Source organism: Allobosea sp. TND4EK4, assembly GCF_900156025.1.
GTDB lineage: Bacteria > Pseudomonadota > Alphaproteobacteria > Rhizobiales > Beijerinckiaceae > Allobosea.
Genome location: NZ_FTMO01000013.1, coordinates 28,125 through 42,415, shown reverse-complemented (window position 1 = coordinate 42,415; position 14,291 = coordinate 28,125). Strand labels below are relative to the sequence as shown.

At 68.9% G+C, this 14,291-nt stretch carries 12 protein-coding genes; 8 read left to right on the top strand and 4 right to left on the bottom strand.

Annotation, left to right across the window (positions count from 1 at the left end):
• Positions 1–104: 104 nt before the first annotated feature.
• Both BW981_RS17145 and uxaC read right to left on the bottom strand, forming a co-directional pair.
• Positions 105–1,574, bottom strand: a complete 1,470-nt coding sequence (locus tag BW981_RS17145; RefSeq protein ID WP_076441429.1) for a mannitol dehydrogenase family protein — start codon at positions 1,572–1,574, stop codon at positions 105–107.
• Complete coding sequence (gene uxaC, locus BW981_RS17140; RefSeq protein ID WP_076441427.1) at positions 1,571–2,974, bottom strand: glucuronate isomerase; 1,404 nt, start codon at positions 2,972–2,974, stop codon at positions 1,571–1,573. The genes BW981_RS17145 and uxaC overlap by 4 nt, the downstream gene beginning before the upstream one ends.
• Positions 2,975–3,298: 324 nt before the next feature.
• On the opposite strand from uxaC, the gene BW981_RS17135 reads away from it, so the two are divergent.
• The 4 genes from BW981_RS17135 to BW981_RS17120 all read left to right on the top strand — a co-directional run bounded on the left by BW981_RS17135 (position 3,299) and on the right by BW981_RS17120 (position 7,502).
• Positions 3,299–4,726, top strand: a complete 1,428-nt coding sequence (locus BW981_RS17135) for an ABC transporter substrate-binding protein (RefSeq protein WP_244560358.1) — start codon at positions 3,299–3,301, stop codon at positions 4,724–4,726.
• Between the two features lie 155 nt (positions 4,727–4,881).
• Positions 4,882–5,826, top strand: coding sequence for an ABC transporter permease (locus BW981_RS17130; protein ID WP_076441423.1), 945 nt, complete (start codon positions 4,882–4,884; stop codon positions 5,824–5,826).
• Positions 5,823–6,680, top strand: a complete 858-nt coding sequence (locus BW981_RS17125; protein ID WP_076441421.1) for an ABC transporter permease — start codon at positions 5,823–5,825, stop codon at positions 6,678–6,680. The genes BW981_RS17130 and BW981_RS17125 overlap by 4 nt, the downstream gene beginning before the upstream one ends.
• Before the next feature lie 21 nt (positions 6,681–6,701).
• Positions 6,702–7,502, top strand: a complete 801-nt coding sequence (locus tag BW981_RS17120; protein WP_076441419.1) for an SDR family NAD(P)-dependent oxidoreductase — start codon at positions 6,702–6,704, stop codon at positions 7,500–7,502.
• 35 nt (positions 7,503–7,537) lie between these two features.
• On the opposite strand, the gene BW981_RS17115 is transcribed toward BW981_RS17120, so the two are convergent.
• Together BW981_RS17115 and BW981_RS17110 are read right to left on the bottom strand one after the other, a co-directional pair.
• On the bottom strand, positions 7,538–8,113 hold the full coding sequence (locus BW981_RS17115) for a DUF4337 domain-containing protein (RefSeq protein ID WP_076441417.1): 576 nt from the start codon (positions 8,111–8,113) through the stop codon (positions 7,538–7,540).
• A gap of 85 nt (positions 8,114–8,198) precedes the next feature.
• The gene (locus tag BW981_RS17110; protein WP_076441415.1) at positions 8,199–9,128 is read right to left on the bottom strand and encodes a tyrosine recombinase XerC; all 930 of its coding nucleotides are present in this window, start codon (positions 9,126–9,128) and stop codon (positions 8,199–8,201) included.
• A 59-nt stretch (positions 9,129–9,187) separates the two neighbouring features.
• Between BW981_RS17110 and BW981_RS17105 the strand changes: the two genes are divergently transcribed.
• The 4 genes from BW981_RS17105 (at position 9,188) to atpA (ending at position 14,217) form a co-directional block, all read left to right on the top strand.
• On the top strand, positions 9,188–11,371 hold the full coding sequence (locus tag BW981_RS17105; protein WP_076441413.1) for a primosomal protein N': 2,184 nt from the start codon (positions 9,188–9,190) through the stop codon (positions 11,369–11,371).
• A 106-nt stretch (positions 11,372–11,477) separates the two neighbouring features.
• A complete protein-coding gene (locus BW981_RS17100; RefSeq protein WP_139333819.1) occupies positions 11,478–11,897 on the top strand; it encodes a hypothetical protein in 420 nt (139 codons plus the stop codon).
• A 218-nt stretch (positions 11,898–12,115) separates the two neighbouring features.
• On the top strand, positions 12,116–12,685 hold the full coding sequence (locus tag BW981_RS17095) for a F0F1 ATP synthase subunit delta (protein WP_076441409.1): 570 nt from the start codon (positions 12,116–12,118) through the stop codon (positions 12,683–12,685).
• A complete protein-coding gene (gene atpA, locus BW981_RS17090) occupies positions 12,685–14,217 on the top strand; it encodes a F0F1 ATP synthase subunit alpha (RefSeq protein WP_076441407.1) in 1,533 nt (510 codons plus the stop codon). The genes BW981_RS17095 and atpA overlap by 1 nt, the downstream gene beginning before the upstream one ends.
• Positions 14,218–14,291 lie beyond the last annotated feature (74 nt).

Below are 14,291 nucleotides of genomic sequence, written 5' to 3'. Positions count from 1 at the left end.
GCGACGCGCCCCATTTCCTCCGCCGGAGGGCGGGTTGGGGCGCCGCGCTCCTCGCAATGACCGGGGAGGTCAGCCGCTTTCCGCCATCGAGAGGCGGGCGAGGCTCAGCCCAGGCTCGCCGCCGCCGCCTTGGCGCCCTTGTCGAAGAGCGCGGCGAGATGCGCGCTCACCGGTTTTGTAAACCGCTGCTCGCCCGGCAGGTCGGCCCCGAAGATCGCCTCGATGCCGAGCAGGCTTTCGCTGAGCGCCTGCGCATGGCGGCCGGCCGCGTCGGCCCGCCGCCTGAACTCCGCCGCCAGCGGGTCGCGCACGTCGATGGCGGCGCCCTTCTCGTCGGTGCCGGAGACGTAGCGCATCCAGGCGGCGACCCCGAGCGCGAGATGGTCGATCGGGGCGCCGGCTTTCAACCGCTCGCGGATGGTGCCGAGCAGGCGCTGCGGCAGCTTCTGCGAGCCGTCCATGGCGATCTGCCAGGTGCGGTGGCGGATCGCCGGATTCTGGAAGCGGGCGAGCAGGGCCCTGGCGTAATCCGCGAGCACGACGCCCTGCGGCGCGGGCACGGTCGGGATGATCTCGGCCCAGAGGCCTTCGAGGAAGCGGGCGAGGATCGCGTCGCCGCTGGCCTCGGCGACCGTCTCGTGGCCGGCGAGATAGCCGAGATAGGCGAGCGAGGAGTGGGCGCCGTTGAGCATCCTGAGCTTCATGAACTCGAAGGGCGCGACATCCGTGACCATCTGGGCGCCGACCTCATGCCAATCGGGGCGGCCGGCGGCGAAGATGTCTTCGATCGCCCATTGCCGGAAGGGCTCGCCGATGACGGGGGCGGCATCTTCCAGCCCGGTCAGGCGCGCGACCTCGGCGATGTCCGCGTCGGTCGTCGCTGGCACGATGCGGTCAACCATCGTCGCCGGAAAGGCGCCATTGGCCTCGATCCAGGTCGCGAGCGTGTCGTCCTGCAAAGCCGCGAAATCGCGCACGAGCCCGCGCAGCACATGGCCGTTGGCGGGGAGGTTGTCGCAGCAGAGTGCGGTGAAGGGGCCAAGACCGGCGTCGCGGCGCGCCTTCAGCCCGGCGACGAGGATGCCGACGGCCGAACGGGGCGCCTGCGGCTTGGCGAGGTCGTGGACGATGTCGGGATGGTCGGCCTTGAGCTTGCCCGTCGCCGGATCGTGGCAATAGCCCTTCTCGGTCACGGTCAGGGAGACGATACGCGTATCGGGCGCGGCGAGCCGGGCGATGAGCGCGGCAGGGCTTTCCGGCGCGACGAGGACGTCCAGCACAGAGCCGATGACGCGCAGTTCCGGCCCGGTCGGGGCGAGCTTGAGCAGGGTGTAGAGCCCGTCCTGCGGCTTCAGCCGGTCGCGCTGGTCGCGCCGCTGGAGGCTGGCGCCGGTGATGCCCCAGGCGCCGAAGCGCCGTTCCAGCGCGTCTTCCGTATAGTCGGCGAGGTGGCCGCGGGCGAAGGCGCCGAGGCCCAGATGGACGATGCCGGGCTTCAGGGCGGTGCGGTCATAGGCCGGGCGGCGGACGGCGGGGGAGAGCTGGCCGAGCGTGGCGTTGGAGAGGCGCGTCACAGCTTGTAGGCCTCCTTGGCGAGGCGATAGGCGAGGTCGTGCGCCACCTCGGCCGCCTCGTCCTCCTCCAGCCGGTGCTCGGCGACGAGCCTGGCGAGATAGGTGCAATCGATCCGGCGGGCGACGTCGTGGCGGGCCGGGATGGAGAGATAGGCGCGGGTGTCGTCGTTGAAGCCGACCGTGTTGTAGAAGCCGGCCGTCTCCGTGGTCAGCTCGCGGAAGCGCAGCATCGCCTCGGGCGCATCGAGGAACCACCAGCCCGGCCCGAGCTTGAGCGCCGGGTAATGGCCGGCGAGGGGGGCGAGCTCGCGCGAATAGCTGGTCTCGTCGAGGGTGAAGGCGATGACGGTGAGGCCGGGCTCGTTGCCAACCGCGTCGAGCAGCGGCTTCAGCGCCTCGACATAGCTGGTCTGGGTCGGGATGTCGGCGCCCATGTCGCGGCCGAAATGCTCGAACAGAACGGGATTGTGGTTCCGGTAGGAGCCGGGATGGATCTGGAGCACGAGCCCGTCGTCGAGGCTCATCTTCGCCATCTCGGTCAGCATCTGGCCGCGGAAGAGATCGGCGTCCTTGGCCGAGACCTTGCCCTTGAGAACCTTGGCGTAGAGCTTCTCGGCCTCCACGTCCGAGAGGTTGGCGGTACGGGCGGTGGCGTGGCCATGGTCGGAGGAGGTCGCGCCGCGCTGCCTGAAATAGGCCCGGCGCTTGCGGTGGGCTTCGAGATAGCCGGTCCAGCTCCCGATATCCTCGCCGGTCAATTCGCCGAGCTTCTCGAGATTGTCGGCAAAACCCTCGAATTCCGGATCGACAACGCTGTCGGGCCGATAGGCGGTGACGACCTTGCCGGTCCAGCCGGAGTCGCGGATCATGTCATGCCAGCGCAGATCGTCGAGGGCGCCCTCGGTCGTGCTGATCGCCTCGATGTTGAAACGCTCGAACAGGGCGCGGGGCCTGAGCTCCGGCTCGTCCAGCTTGGCGGCGATCTTGTCGTAGATGCGGTCGGCGCTCTCGGCCGAGAGCCGCTCGTTGACACCGAAAATGGTCGAGGCGGCATGCTCGAACCAGATCCGCGTCGGGGTGCCGCGGAAGAGGTGCCAGTGGCTGGCGAAGAGCTTCCAGATCTGGCGCGGATCGGTCTCGACCGCGCCGCCATCCTTGCGCGCGATGCCGAGCTGCTCGAGCCTGACGCCCTGAGAGTAGAGCATGCGGAAGATGTAGTGGTCCGGCTTCACGAACAGCGTTGCCGGATCGGGGAACGCATGGTTCTCGGCATACCAGCGCGGGTCAGTGTGGCCATGCGGCGAGATGATCGGCAGGTCGCGGACGGTGGCGAAGAGCCGGCGCGCGATGCCGCGCGTCACAGGATCGGCGGGAAAAAGGCGATCGTCGTTGAGCAGCATGGGCATCTCCCGTCTGGCTGCCCGTTCTCTAGGCCCGAGCCGGTCGAGGGTCAATTCCCTGGTATACTAGTGCGCCAGCGAGATCGCCGATCAGCGTCATTGCGAGCGCAGCGAAGCAACCAGCAGACGGAGAACGCGACCGCTCCTGGATTGCTCCGTCGCGTTGCTCCTCGCCATGGCGGCGGGGAGACTCGCGCCCGCTCTTGCGCCCGGCCAAAATCCCGGCTCATCTTCGCTCCGCAACGGGACGGAGCAGAAACGATGACGACGCGGCGTGACCTTCTGGCGGGAGCAGGCCTCGCGGCGCTTGCGGCACAACTGCCGATGGCGGCGCTCGCGCAGGCGAAGGATTCCGTCACCATCTCGATGACGCTGGAGCCGCCGACGCTGGACCCGACCTCGGGCGCCGCGCAGGCGATCCGCGAGGTGACGCTGCAGAACATCTTCGAAGGCCTGGTCAAGATGGACCGGACGGGCAAGATCCAGCCCTGCCTTGCCCAGAGCTGGGAGATCGCGCCCGACAACGTCACCCATACCTTCAAGCTGCGGACGGGCGTGACCTTCCATGACGGCACGCCCTTCACCGCCGAGCAGGTGAAGTTCTCGTTCGAGCGCGCGGTCGCGGCCGATTCGACCAATGCGCAAAAGCAACTCTTCACGCCCATCGCCGAGATCGCCGCGCCCGACCCGGCGACGGTGGTGATCAAGCTGAAGCAGCCGACCGCGAATTTCATCTACGGGCTGAGCTGGGGTGATGCGGTCATCGTCGCGCCGCAGAGCGCCGCCAACAACAAGACCAATCCGGTCGGCACGGGGCCGTTCAAGTTCGTGCGCTGGAACCGGGGCGACCGGCTCGAATTCGCCCGCAATGACGCCTATTGGGGCGAGAAGCCGGCGCTCGCCAAGGCGACCTTCCGCTTCCTGTCCGATCCGCAGGCGCAGGTCGCGGCGCTTCAGGCGGGCGATGTCGACGCCAACACCAATCTCTCGGCGCCGGAAGCGGTGGCGCAACTCAAGAGTGATCCCAAGCTCAAGGTCACCATCGGCAAGACCGAGGGCGAGACGGTGCTCGGCACCAACAACGCCAAGGCGCCCTTCGACAAGCTCAAGGTGCGCCAGGCCATCGCCCATGCGCTCGACCGCAAGACCATCGCGCTCGGCGTCTACGGCTTCGACGTCACGCTGATCGGCAGCCATTTCTCGCCGCTGCACCCGGCCTATGTCGACCTGACCGGCACCTATCCCTACGACCCCGCCAAGGCGAAGGCGCTGCTGGCCGAGGCAGGCTTCCCGAACGGCTTCTCCTGCACGCTGAAGCTGCCGCCGCCATCCTATGCCCGGCGGGCCGGCGAGATCGTCGCGGCAATGCTGGGGCAGGTCGGCATCACGGTTTCGATCGAGCCGCTCGAATTCCCGCAATGGCTGGAGCGCGTGTTCCGGAACAAGGATTACGACCTCAGCATCATCGCTCATACCGAGCCGCTCGATATCGATATCTATGCCCGGGACCAATACTACTTCCAGTACAGGAATCCCGAGTTCAAGACGCTGATCGCCAAGATCTCGGGCACGCTGGACGAGACCGCGCGCAACGAGCTCTACAAGCAGGCGCAGCAGATGCTGGCGCGCGACGCGGTCAACGGCTTCCTGTTCATCCTGCCGAAGATCACCGTCGCCAAGGCCAATCTCGACGGCATGTGGACCGACTGGCCGCTGCCGGTGACGCCGCTGGCGGAACTGCGGTGGCGGTGACCGCAAGGTATCGAACGGCGCGGGTCGTCCCGGGCGGAGCGGAGCGGAGACCCGGGATCCATGCCTGAACCTCGTGCGCAGGCGTTCCGGCATGGATCCCGGATCGGCGCGGCTTCGCCGCTTGTCCGGGATGACGGCGTGGCTGGGGGCAGGGCGTGATCGGCTACATCCTGCGACGCCTCTTCGCGCTCGTCGCGACGCTGCTGATGGCGGCGCTCGTGATCTTCCTGGTGCTGGAGGTGCTGCCGGGCGATCCGGCGGCGGTGACGCTGGGGCTCAACGCCTCGCCCGAGGCTCTCGCCGCATTGCATGCGGAGATGGGGCTCGACAAGCCGGCGCCGCTTCGCTTCCTCCTCTGGCTCGGCGGCATGGCGACCGGGGATCTCGGTGAGAGCTATACCTATCGCGTGCCGGTGGCGCAGCTCATCGGCGAGCGGATGGCGGTGACGCTGCCGCTCGCGGTGCTGGCGATCCTGCTGGCGGTCGCGATCGGGATGCCGCTCGGGGTGGTCGCCGCCTCGCGCCATGGCAAGGCGGTGGATGCCGGCGTGATGGCCTTCGCGCAGGCGGGGCTCGCCATCCCGAATTTCTGGTTCGGCCTGCTGCTGGTGCTGGTCTTCGCGGTGGGGCTCGGCTGGCTGCCGGCCAACGGCTTTCCCGGCTGGCAGGCGGGGCTGGGCGTCGCGCTGAAATCGCTCGCCATGCCCGCGCTGGCGCTGGCCCTGCCGCAGGCGGCGATCATCGCGCGCGTCACGCGCTCGGCGATGCTTGACACGCTGCAGGAGGATTTCGTCCGCACCGCCCGCGCCAAGGGGTTGAGCGAGAGCACGACGATGCGCCGCCACGCGCTGCGCAACGCGCTGATCCCGGTCGTGACGATCCTCGGCCTGCAATTTTCCGTGCTGATCGCCGGCGCGATCATCATCGAGAACGTCTTCGCCCTGCCTGGGCTGGGGCGGCTGGTGTTCCAGGCCATCGCCCAGCACGACCTGATCGTGGTCAAGGACCTCGTGATGCTGTTCGCGGGCCTCGCGATCCTGATCAATTTCGCGGTCGAGCTGCTCTACGGGCTGATCGACCCGCGGCTGAGGCAGGCATGAGCGCGATCGACGACACGGCGCCCGGCCGCCGGCATGGCTGGCTCTCGCCCTCGCTTCTGATCGGCGCAGGCTTGAGCGTGCTGATCGTGCTGGCGGCGCTGGTTTCCTATGCCTGGACGCCCTATCCGCCGACGCAGATGGCGATCTTGCAGCGCCTGCAGGGGCCTTCGGCCGCGCATTGGTTCGGGACGGACCAGTTCGGGCGCGACGTGTTCTCGATGATCATGGTGGGCGCGCGCAATTCTCTCGCGGTCGGCCTCGGCGCGGTTGGGATCGGCATGGTGCTGGGCACGGCGCTCGGCCTCGTGGCGGCGCTGAGGCGGGACGGGCTGCTCGACAACCTGATCATGCGCACGGCCGATTTCACCCACGCCTTCCCGGCCGTCCTGACGGCGATCATGATGACCGCCATCGCGGGACCGGGCATGCTCAACGCGGTGGTCGCCATCGGCGTGCTGAACCTGCCCTATTTCGCGCGCCTGGCGCGCGGCGCGGCGCTCCAGGTCTGGGCGCAGGACTTCATCCAGGCGGCGCGGGCCAACGGGCTGAGCAACCGCCAGATCACCATCGCCCATGTGCTGCCGAACATTGCCGGCATCCTGGTGGTGCAGGCGACGATCCAGTTCGCGCTGGCGGTGCTGGCGGAAGCCGGGCTGTCCTATCTCGGGCTCGGCACCCAGCCGCCGAACCCGTCCTGGGGACGGATGCTGAACGAGGCCCAGACCTTCATGGCGACGCAGCCCTGGCTCGCCATCTTTCCGGGCGCGGCCATCGCGCTCGCCGTGCTGGGCCTCAACCTGCTCGGCGACGGCCTGCGCGACGCGATCGATCCGCGCCTGCGCCGCAGCCGCTGACGACACGAAAGGACAACCCCCATGGATCTCAAGCTCGAAGGCAAGCGTGCGCTGGTGACCGGCGGCAGCAAGGGCATCGGGCTCGCGATCGCCCGCCAGCTCGCGCGGGAAGGCGTCGACGTCGTCATCGCGGCGCGCAGCCCGGCAGAGCTCGCCACGGCCGCCACGGCGTTGGCGGCCGAGACCGGCCGCAAGATCGTCGGCCTGACGGTCGATACGGGAAGCGACGCGTCGGTAAAACACCTTGTCGCCGGGGCCGTCGCGGCGCTGGGCGGGCTCGATATCCTCGTCAACGCCGCCGGCAAGCCGGGCGGCCAGGCGCCGCCGCCGAAGCTCCCCGAGATCACGGATGCGCTGTTCTACGACGACGTCAACGTCAAGGTGATGGGCTATCTCAGGATGGCGCGGGAGGCCGCGCCCCACATGGCCGCGCAGGGCTGGGGACGGATCATCAATATCAGCGGGCTCGCCGCCCGCTCGACCGGCTCGACCATCGGCTCCATGCGCAATGTCGCCGTGGCGGCGCTGACCAAGAACCTCGCCGACGAGCTGGGGCCGCAGGGTATCAACGTCACCGTCGTCCATCCCGGCCTGACGCGGACGGAGAAGACCGCCGGCCTGATCGCCGGCAAGGCGGCCTCGGGCGGCAAGAGCGAGGCCGAGGTCGAGAAGGGCATGACCGCGAACATCCTCATCGGCCGGCTGGTCGATGCGGCCGAGGTGGCCGATGTCGTCGCCTTCCTCGCCTCGCCGCGCAGCGTTTCGATCAACGGCGACGCCATCGCCTGCGGGGGCGGCATCCGCGGCGCGATTCATTATTGAGGGTTGCCGCGTTTTCCCCCGGGCTTGGCGGAGCCTCAGAACAGCAGATGCGGGGCGAAGAGGGCGAGTCCCATGAAGCCGAGGGCCACGGCCCCGAGGCCGCCACCGACAAGCGCCAGCAACGCCACGCCTGTGATGATCGAGGCCGAGGCCACGACGATGCCGATCTGAAGCAGGCCGGAGGCGATCTCGAAATTCTCGTTGCGGGCCTTGTGGTCGTCGCGCGCCTGTTCGGCGGCCTTGGCGCGGCCGGCGAGCTCCTTGCGGCCCTCATTGGTTTCGGGCTCGCTGTCGTAGCGGGCGGCCGTCGCCTTCCAGCCCTCGATGCGCTTTTGCATGCGCTCGCGCGCCGGGGCGTCCGTCGTGTCGGCGAGATCGAGTTCCATCGCCTCGGCCGCGGTGCGGACGACCGTGCCGCGGATCGTCTTGGCCTGGAAGAACGCCCAGAGGTTCGAGGCATCGATGTTCTTGGCGACAGCCTCGTTCTCGGCCTGCTTGCCGCCGATCTCGGCCAGAGCCAGCATCAGCGCCAGCACCGCGATCAGCAGCGCAACCTTCTTGTTCCCGCCTTCCGGCGTCTCGACATGGCCCGACATCGAATCACCCCCCAAATCGCTCGCGCCTTCTGGGGCGCTTCCGTTGCGGCATCAAGAGGGGGGTTCGATCGCCGCGCGTCCGGCTTTTCGGTTCGATGCTTCAGACGCCGCGTGCCCGCGGATGGGCCGCGTCATAGGCCGCCATCAGCCGGGTGGAATCGATGCGGGTGTAGATCTGCGTCGTCGAGAGGGAGGCGTGGCCGAGCAGCTCCTGGATCGCGCGCAGATCGCCGCCGCGGCCGAGCAGATGGGTGGCGAAGGAATGGCGCAGCGCATGCGGCGTCGCGGAGGAGGGCAGGCCGAGCGCGCCGCGCAAGCCCTCGACCGCGAGCTGGATGATGCGCGGGGAGAGGGGGCCGCCCTTGGCACCGACGAAGAGCGGGCCTTCCGGCGGCAGGCGCCAGGGGCAGAGCTTCAGATAGTCGGCGATCGCGGTGACGACGACGGGCAGCACCGGAACCATGCGGGTCTTGGAACCCTTGCCGATCACGGTCAGCGTTTCGCCGGCACTCTGCGGCGCCTGCGCTCGCGACAGCGAGAGCGCCTCCGAGATGCGCAGACCGCTGCCATAGAGCAGGCCGAGGACGGCGGCGTCGCGCGCGAGGATCCAGTCCGGGCGCTCCTCGCCGGCGCGGCTGTCCGCCTGGGTGACGGCGCGGGCGGCGGCGGGCTCGAGCGGGCGCGGCAGGGATTTGGGCAAGCGCGGCCCGCGCGTGGCGGAGAAGGCTGCGGCCGGCAGCTTGCCGTTGCGCTCGCCGAATCGGGCAAAGGAGCGCAGGGCCGCGAGCTGGCGCATCAGCGTGCGGTTGCCGACCCCGTCGCGCCGCCGGCGACCGAGAAAGGCGCGCAGGTCGACGGGCTTCAGCGCGGCGATGTCGGAAAGGGCGGGCGGCCCGCCGAGATGCTCGGTCAGGAAGGCGGTGAACTGGCTGAAGTCGCGCGCATAGGCTTCCAGCGTCTTCGGCGAGAGGCGCCGTTCGGCCGAAAGGTGCCGGAGCCAGTCGCGGCGGAAGGCGTCGAGGTCGCTCATGGCGTCAGGATGACGCTGCCGCCTTAACAGCAGCCAAATCGGTGCTAGAGACAGTCGCAATGGACGACGCAGCGGACATTCAGCCGGGCGGCACGGTCGAGGTGCTGATCCCGCTCGGGCTCGACCAGGCCTACAGCTATGCCGTGCCGCCGGGTCTGGCATTGGCGCCGGGCGACGTCGTGCAGGTGCCGCTGGGGCCGCGCGAGACGGTCGGCGTCGTCTGGGAGATCGGAAGCGGGCGCGGCGGCAACCTCAAGAAGGTGACCGCGAAGATCGACATGCCGCCGCTCGACCCGGCGCTGAGGAAGCTGGTCGACTGGGTGGCGTGGTACACGCTGGCGCCGAAGGGCTCGGTCCTGGCGCTGGCGCTGCGCCGGCCGCCGGACGATACGCCGGAGCGTCCCAAGATGGGCGTCAGGCTGGTGGGCGCGCCGCCGGCGCGGATGACGCCGGCCCGCGCCCGCGCCATCGCGGCGGCCGAGGGCGGGCTGCTGATCGCGAAACCGGCCCTGGCCGAAGCGGCCTCGGTCAGCGGGGCGGTGATCGATTCGCTCGTCGATGCCGGTACCTTCTCGATCGAGCCGTTGCCGCGGGAGGCGATCGCCGCCATGCCCGATCCGGCGCATGCGGTGCCGGAGCTGTCGGAGGGGCAGGTCGAGGTGTCGCAGGCGCTGGTGGCGTCGGTGCAGGCGCGGGCCTTCGGCGTGACGCTCCTCGAAGGCGTCACCGGCTCCGGCAAGACGGAGGTCTATTTCGAGGCGGTGGCGGAGGCGGTCCGGCTCGGGCGCCAGAGCCTGATCCTGATGCCCGAGATCGCGCTGACGGCGCAGTTCATCGACCGCTTCGAGGCTCGCTTCGGGGTGCGGCCGGGGCTTTGGCATTCGGCGGTGACGGGCCGCAGGCGCGAGCGGCTGCAGGCCGCCATCGCGTCGGGCGAGGCCAAGGTGGTCGCCGGGGCGCGCTCGGCGCTGTTCCTGCCCTACAAGGATCTCGGCCTCATCGTCGTCGATGAGGAGCACGAGGCCGCCTACAAGCAGGAGGACGGCGTCTCCTACCACGCCCGTGACATGGCGGTGGTGCGGGGCAGGATCGAGAACGCGCCGGTGGTGCTGGCCTCCGCGACGCCCTCTCTCGAAACGCGCGTCAACGCCGAGCGGGGCCGCTACGCCCATCTCAAGCTGCCGGAGCGCTTCGGCGGGCGGGAATTGCCCAAGCTTGGGCTGGTCGATCTGCGCCGCGACAAGCCGGAGCGGGGGCGCTGGCTCTCGGGCGCGCTGGTCAAGGCGGTCGAGGCCAATCTGGAGGCCAAGGAGCAGTCCCTGCTCTTCCTCAACCGGCGCGGCTATGCGCCGCTGACCTTGTGCCGCGACTGCGGCCACCGCTTCCAATGCCCGAACTGCACCGCCTGGCTGGTCGATCACCGCTTCCGACGGGCACTGGTCTGCCATCATTGCGGGCATGTCGAGCGCCGGCCGCATGAGTGCCCGCAATGCCATGCGCCGGAAAGCCTCGTGGCCTGCGGGCCCGGCGTCGAGAGGCTCGCCGAGGAGGTCGCGACGCTGTTCCCGCAGGCCCGCTCCATCGTGCTCTCGAGCGATTTTCCGGGTGGCACCGAGCGGCTGAAACAGGAGCTGATGGCGGTGGCCGAGGGCGAGTTCGACATTGTGATCGGCACGCAACTCGTCGCCAAGGGTCACAACTTCCCCGGCATGACGCTGGTCGGGGTGATCGATGCCGATCTGGGGCTGACCTCGGGCGATCCGCGCGCGGCGGAACGCACCTTCCAGGCCCTCCGGCAGGTGACGGGCCGCGCAGGGCGCGGCGAGAAGCCGGGCCGCGCCCTGCTGCAGACGCATGATCCGGAGCATCCTGTGCTGAAGGCGCTGATCTCGGGCGATCCGGAGCGGTTTTATGCCGCAGAGGAGGCCTCGCGGGAGGCCGCCGGCCTGCCGCCCTTCGGTCGCCTCGCGGCGCTGATCGTCTCCGCCAATTCCCAGGGCGAGGCCGAGAGCCATGCCAGGGCGCTGGCGCGCTGCGCGGAAGCGGGGGGCGACATCGTCGTCCTCGGGCCCGCGGAGGCGCCGCTCGCCGTGCTGCGCGGGCGCCACCGCATGCGGCTGATCGTCAAGACCGGTCGGGAGATCAACCTGCAGGATTATCTGCGCGGCTGGCTGAAACGGGCGCCCAAGGCCAAGGGCTCGGTCAGGGTCGCGGTTGACGTCGACCCACAGAGTTTCCTGTGAGAGCGAGATCCGCGGCGAGGCCAATGCGCACTCTTTCCCGAACGCTCTTCATGCTTCGGTGACGAGCCGGCCCTAGGTTATGCCGCCGGAACCGGTGGAACAGGCGATGAGATTCCTGAGAACTCTGGGCCTGATCAGCGCGTTGACGCCGGTAGCCTATTGCGCCCAGTTGGCCTTCGACCTCTCGGAGCTCGTCGAGCCGACCGGCCCCGGCAACCCCGGAGGCTGGTGGCAGCATGCTTCGGAATCGGGCCTCGCTCCGGCCATCATCGGCCTCGGCGCGGCCGCGCTGGTCTTCGCCATCGCCTTCGTCCTGAAGTTCATCGGCGCCATCAGAAGCCGGCCTCCCGGCGAGATCCCGAGCCGTCCCATGCCCGAAGGACCCCTCGCGCCGGACGGGGAGGCCGATGCCGAGGCGATGATCGCCCGGTACTTCGCCAAAAGACACCCCGATCCTGGAAGCCCGGAGCGGGCGCCTCCCCCACCGTCAGCGCCGGCGCGAAGCTTTGGCCGCAGAATGGGCTGAGGGCGGCCCGCCTGCCAAAACGCCGCACGAATTCCCCGGAGCGGTCCCGCTGTTCGGGTTGCGCCTCCCCAAGGCGCATGCTAGGGCACCGCCACATTTCGGTCGCGAAGTCGTCTTGTCGGCTTTGCACCTTTGATACTCGCAGCGCCGGGACGACGCACTCCACCTTCCGTCGGGAAGGTCGCCGGTGCGGTCCCTTGAAACGAGAGACAGGACGCGTGGCAGAAGGCGGATCGCAGGGGACATGGGTGTCTGGCGTAGCGCAGCGCTATGCCACCGCGCTGTTCGAGCTGGCTCAGGAGAACGGCGCGATCGATGCCGTCTCCGCCGCGCTCGATGCCTTCAACGGCCTGATCGGCGAGAGTGCCGATCTGAAGCGCCTGATCGAGAGCCCGGCCTTCACGGCTGAGGAGCAGGTCGGTGCGGTCAACGCGATCCTCGCAAAGGCCGGCATCACCGGCGTCGCCGCCAATTTCATCGGCCTGGTCGCCAGCAAGCGTCGCCTGTTCGCGCTGCCTGGCATGATTCAGGGCTACAAGCGCCTCGTCGCCGCCTCCAAGGGCATCGTCTCGGCCGAGGTCACCGTCGCCGAGCAGCCCTCGGCCAAGCGGCTCGATGAGATCCGCGCGGCGCTCGTCGGCGTCGCCGGCAAGGATGTGGACCTCACGGTCAAGGTCGATCCGGCGCTGATCGGCGGGCTCGTCGTCAAGATGGGTTCCCGCATGGTCGACGCCTCGCTGAAAACCAAGCTCAATTCAATTCGTCTTGCCATGAAAGAGGTCGGCTGATGGACATCCGCCCCGCTGAAATCTCCGCCATCCTGAAGGCTCAGATCTCGAATTTCGGCTCGGAAGCTTCGGTCACCGAAGTCGGCCAGGTTCTCTCCGTCGGTGACGGCATCGCCCGCGTCTACGGCCTCGACAAGGTCCAGGCCGGCGAGATGGTCGAGTTCGAGACCGGCGTGCGCGGCATGGCGCTCAACCTCGAGAGCGACAATGTCGGCGTCGTGATCTTCGGTTCCGACCGCGAGATCAAGGAAGGCCAGACCGTCAAGCGCACCGGCGCCATCGTGGACGTGCCGGTCGGCAAGGAACTGCTCGGCCGCGTCGTCGACGCGCTCGGCAACCCGATCGACGGCAAGGGCCCGATCAAGGCCACCCAGCGCTCGCGCGTCGACGTCAAGGCGCCCGGCATCATTCCGCGCAAGTCGGTGCACGAGCCGATGGCGACCGGCCTCAAGGCCGTCGACGCGCTGATCCCGATCGGCCGCGGCCAGCGCGAGCTGATCATCGGCGACCGCCAGACCGGCAAGACCGCGGTGGCACTCGACGCGATCCTGAACCAGAAGTCGCTGAACGTCGAAGGCGCCCCCGAGAGCCAGAAGCTGTACTGCGTCTATGTTGCGGTCGGCCAGAAGCGCTCGACCGTCGCCCAGCTCGTGAAGGTGCTCGAGGAGCGCGGCGCGATGGAATACTCCATCGTCGTGGCCGCGACCGCTTCCGACCCAGCCCCGATGCAGTTCCTGGCGCCCTTCGCCGGCTGCTCGATGGGCGAGTATTTCCGCGACAACGGCATGCATGCCGTGATCATCTATGACGATCTCTCCAAGCAGGCCGTCGCCTATCGCCAGATGTCGCTGCTGCTGCGCCGCCCGCCGGGCCGCGAAGCCTATCCGGGCGACGTGTTCTATCTCCACTCCCGCCTGCTCGAGCGCGCGGCGAAGATGGGCGAGGCCGCCGGTCTCGGCTCGCTGACGGCGCTGCCGGTCATCGAGACGCAGGCGAACGACGTCTCCGCCTACATCCCGACCAACGTGATCTCGATCACCGACGGCCAGATCTTCCTCGAGACCGACCTGTTCTACCAGGGCATCCGCCCGGCGGTGAACGTCGGCCTCTCTGTGTCGCGCGTCGGCTCCTCGGCGCAGACCAAGGCGACCAAGAAGGTCGCGGGCAAGATCAAGGGCGAGCTCGCTCAGTATCGCGAGATGGCGGCCTTCGCCCAGTTCGGCTCTGATCTCGACGCGGTCACGCAGCGCCTGCTCAACCGCGGCGCCCGCCTGACCGAGCTCCTGAAGCAGCCGCAGTTCTCGCCGCTGAAGATGGAAGAGCAGGTCGTGGTGATCTATGCCGGCGTGAACGGCTATCTCGATGCGCTGCCGGTCAACAAGGTGCGCGCGTTCGAGGACGGGCTGTTGTCGCTGGTCCGTTCGAAGCATGCCGACATGCTGAACGAGATCGGCACCTCGAAGGACCTTTCGGACGCCAATGCGGCGAAGCTGAAGGGCATCGTCGAGGGCTTCACGAAGTCCTTCGCCTGATCGTCACCCGCGCGGCGGAGCTTATCGGCTCGCCGCGCCTCTTCGCCGGATTGCTTCGCCGCTGCTTTCGCAGT

Bases quoted from the DNA above. Each gene is read 5' to 3' on its own strand.
- uxaC (WP_076441427.1), bottom strand. From the start codon at position 2,974: ATGCTGCTCAACGACGATCGCCTTTTTCCCGCCGATCCTGTGACGCGC.
- BW981_RS17135 (WP_244560358.1), top strand. From the start codon at position 3,299: ATGGCGGCGCTCGCGCAGGCGAAGGATTCCGTCACCATCTCGATGACG.
- BW981_RS17125 (WP_076441421.1), top strand. From the start codon at position 5,823: ATGAGCGCGATCGACGACACGGCGCCCGGCCGCCGGCATGGCTGGCTC.
- BW981_RS17120 (WP_076441419.1), top strand. From the start codon at position 6,702: ATGGATCTCAAGCTCGAAGGCAAGCGTGCGCTGGTGACCGGCGGCAGC.
- BW981_RS17110 (WP_076441415.1), bottom strand. From the start codon at position 9,128: ATGAGCGACCTCGACGCCTTCCGCCGCGACTGGCTCCGGCACCTTTCG.
- BW981_RS17105 (WP_076441413.1), top strand. From the start codon at position 9,188: ATGGACGACGCAGCGGACATTCAGCCGGGCGGCACGGTCGAGGTGCTG.
- BW981_RS17100 (WP_139333819.1), top strand. From the start codon at position 11,478: ATGAGATTCCTGAGAACTCTGGGCCTGATCAGCGCGTTGACGCCGGTA.
- atpA (WP_076441407.1), top strand. From the start codon at position 12,685: ATGGACATCCGCCCCGCTGAAATCTCCGCCATCCTGAAGGCTCAGATC.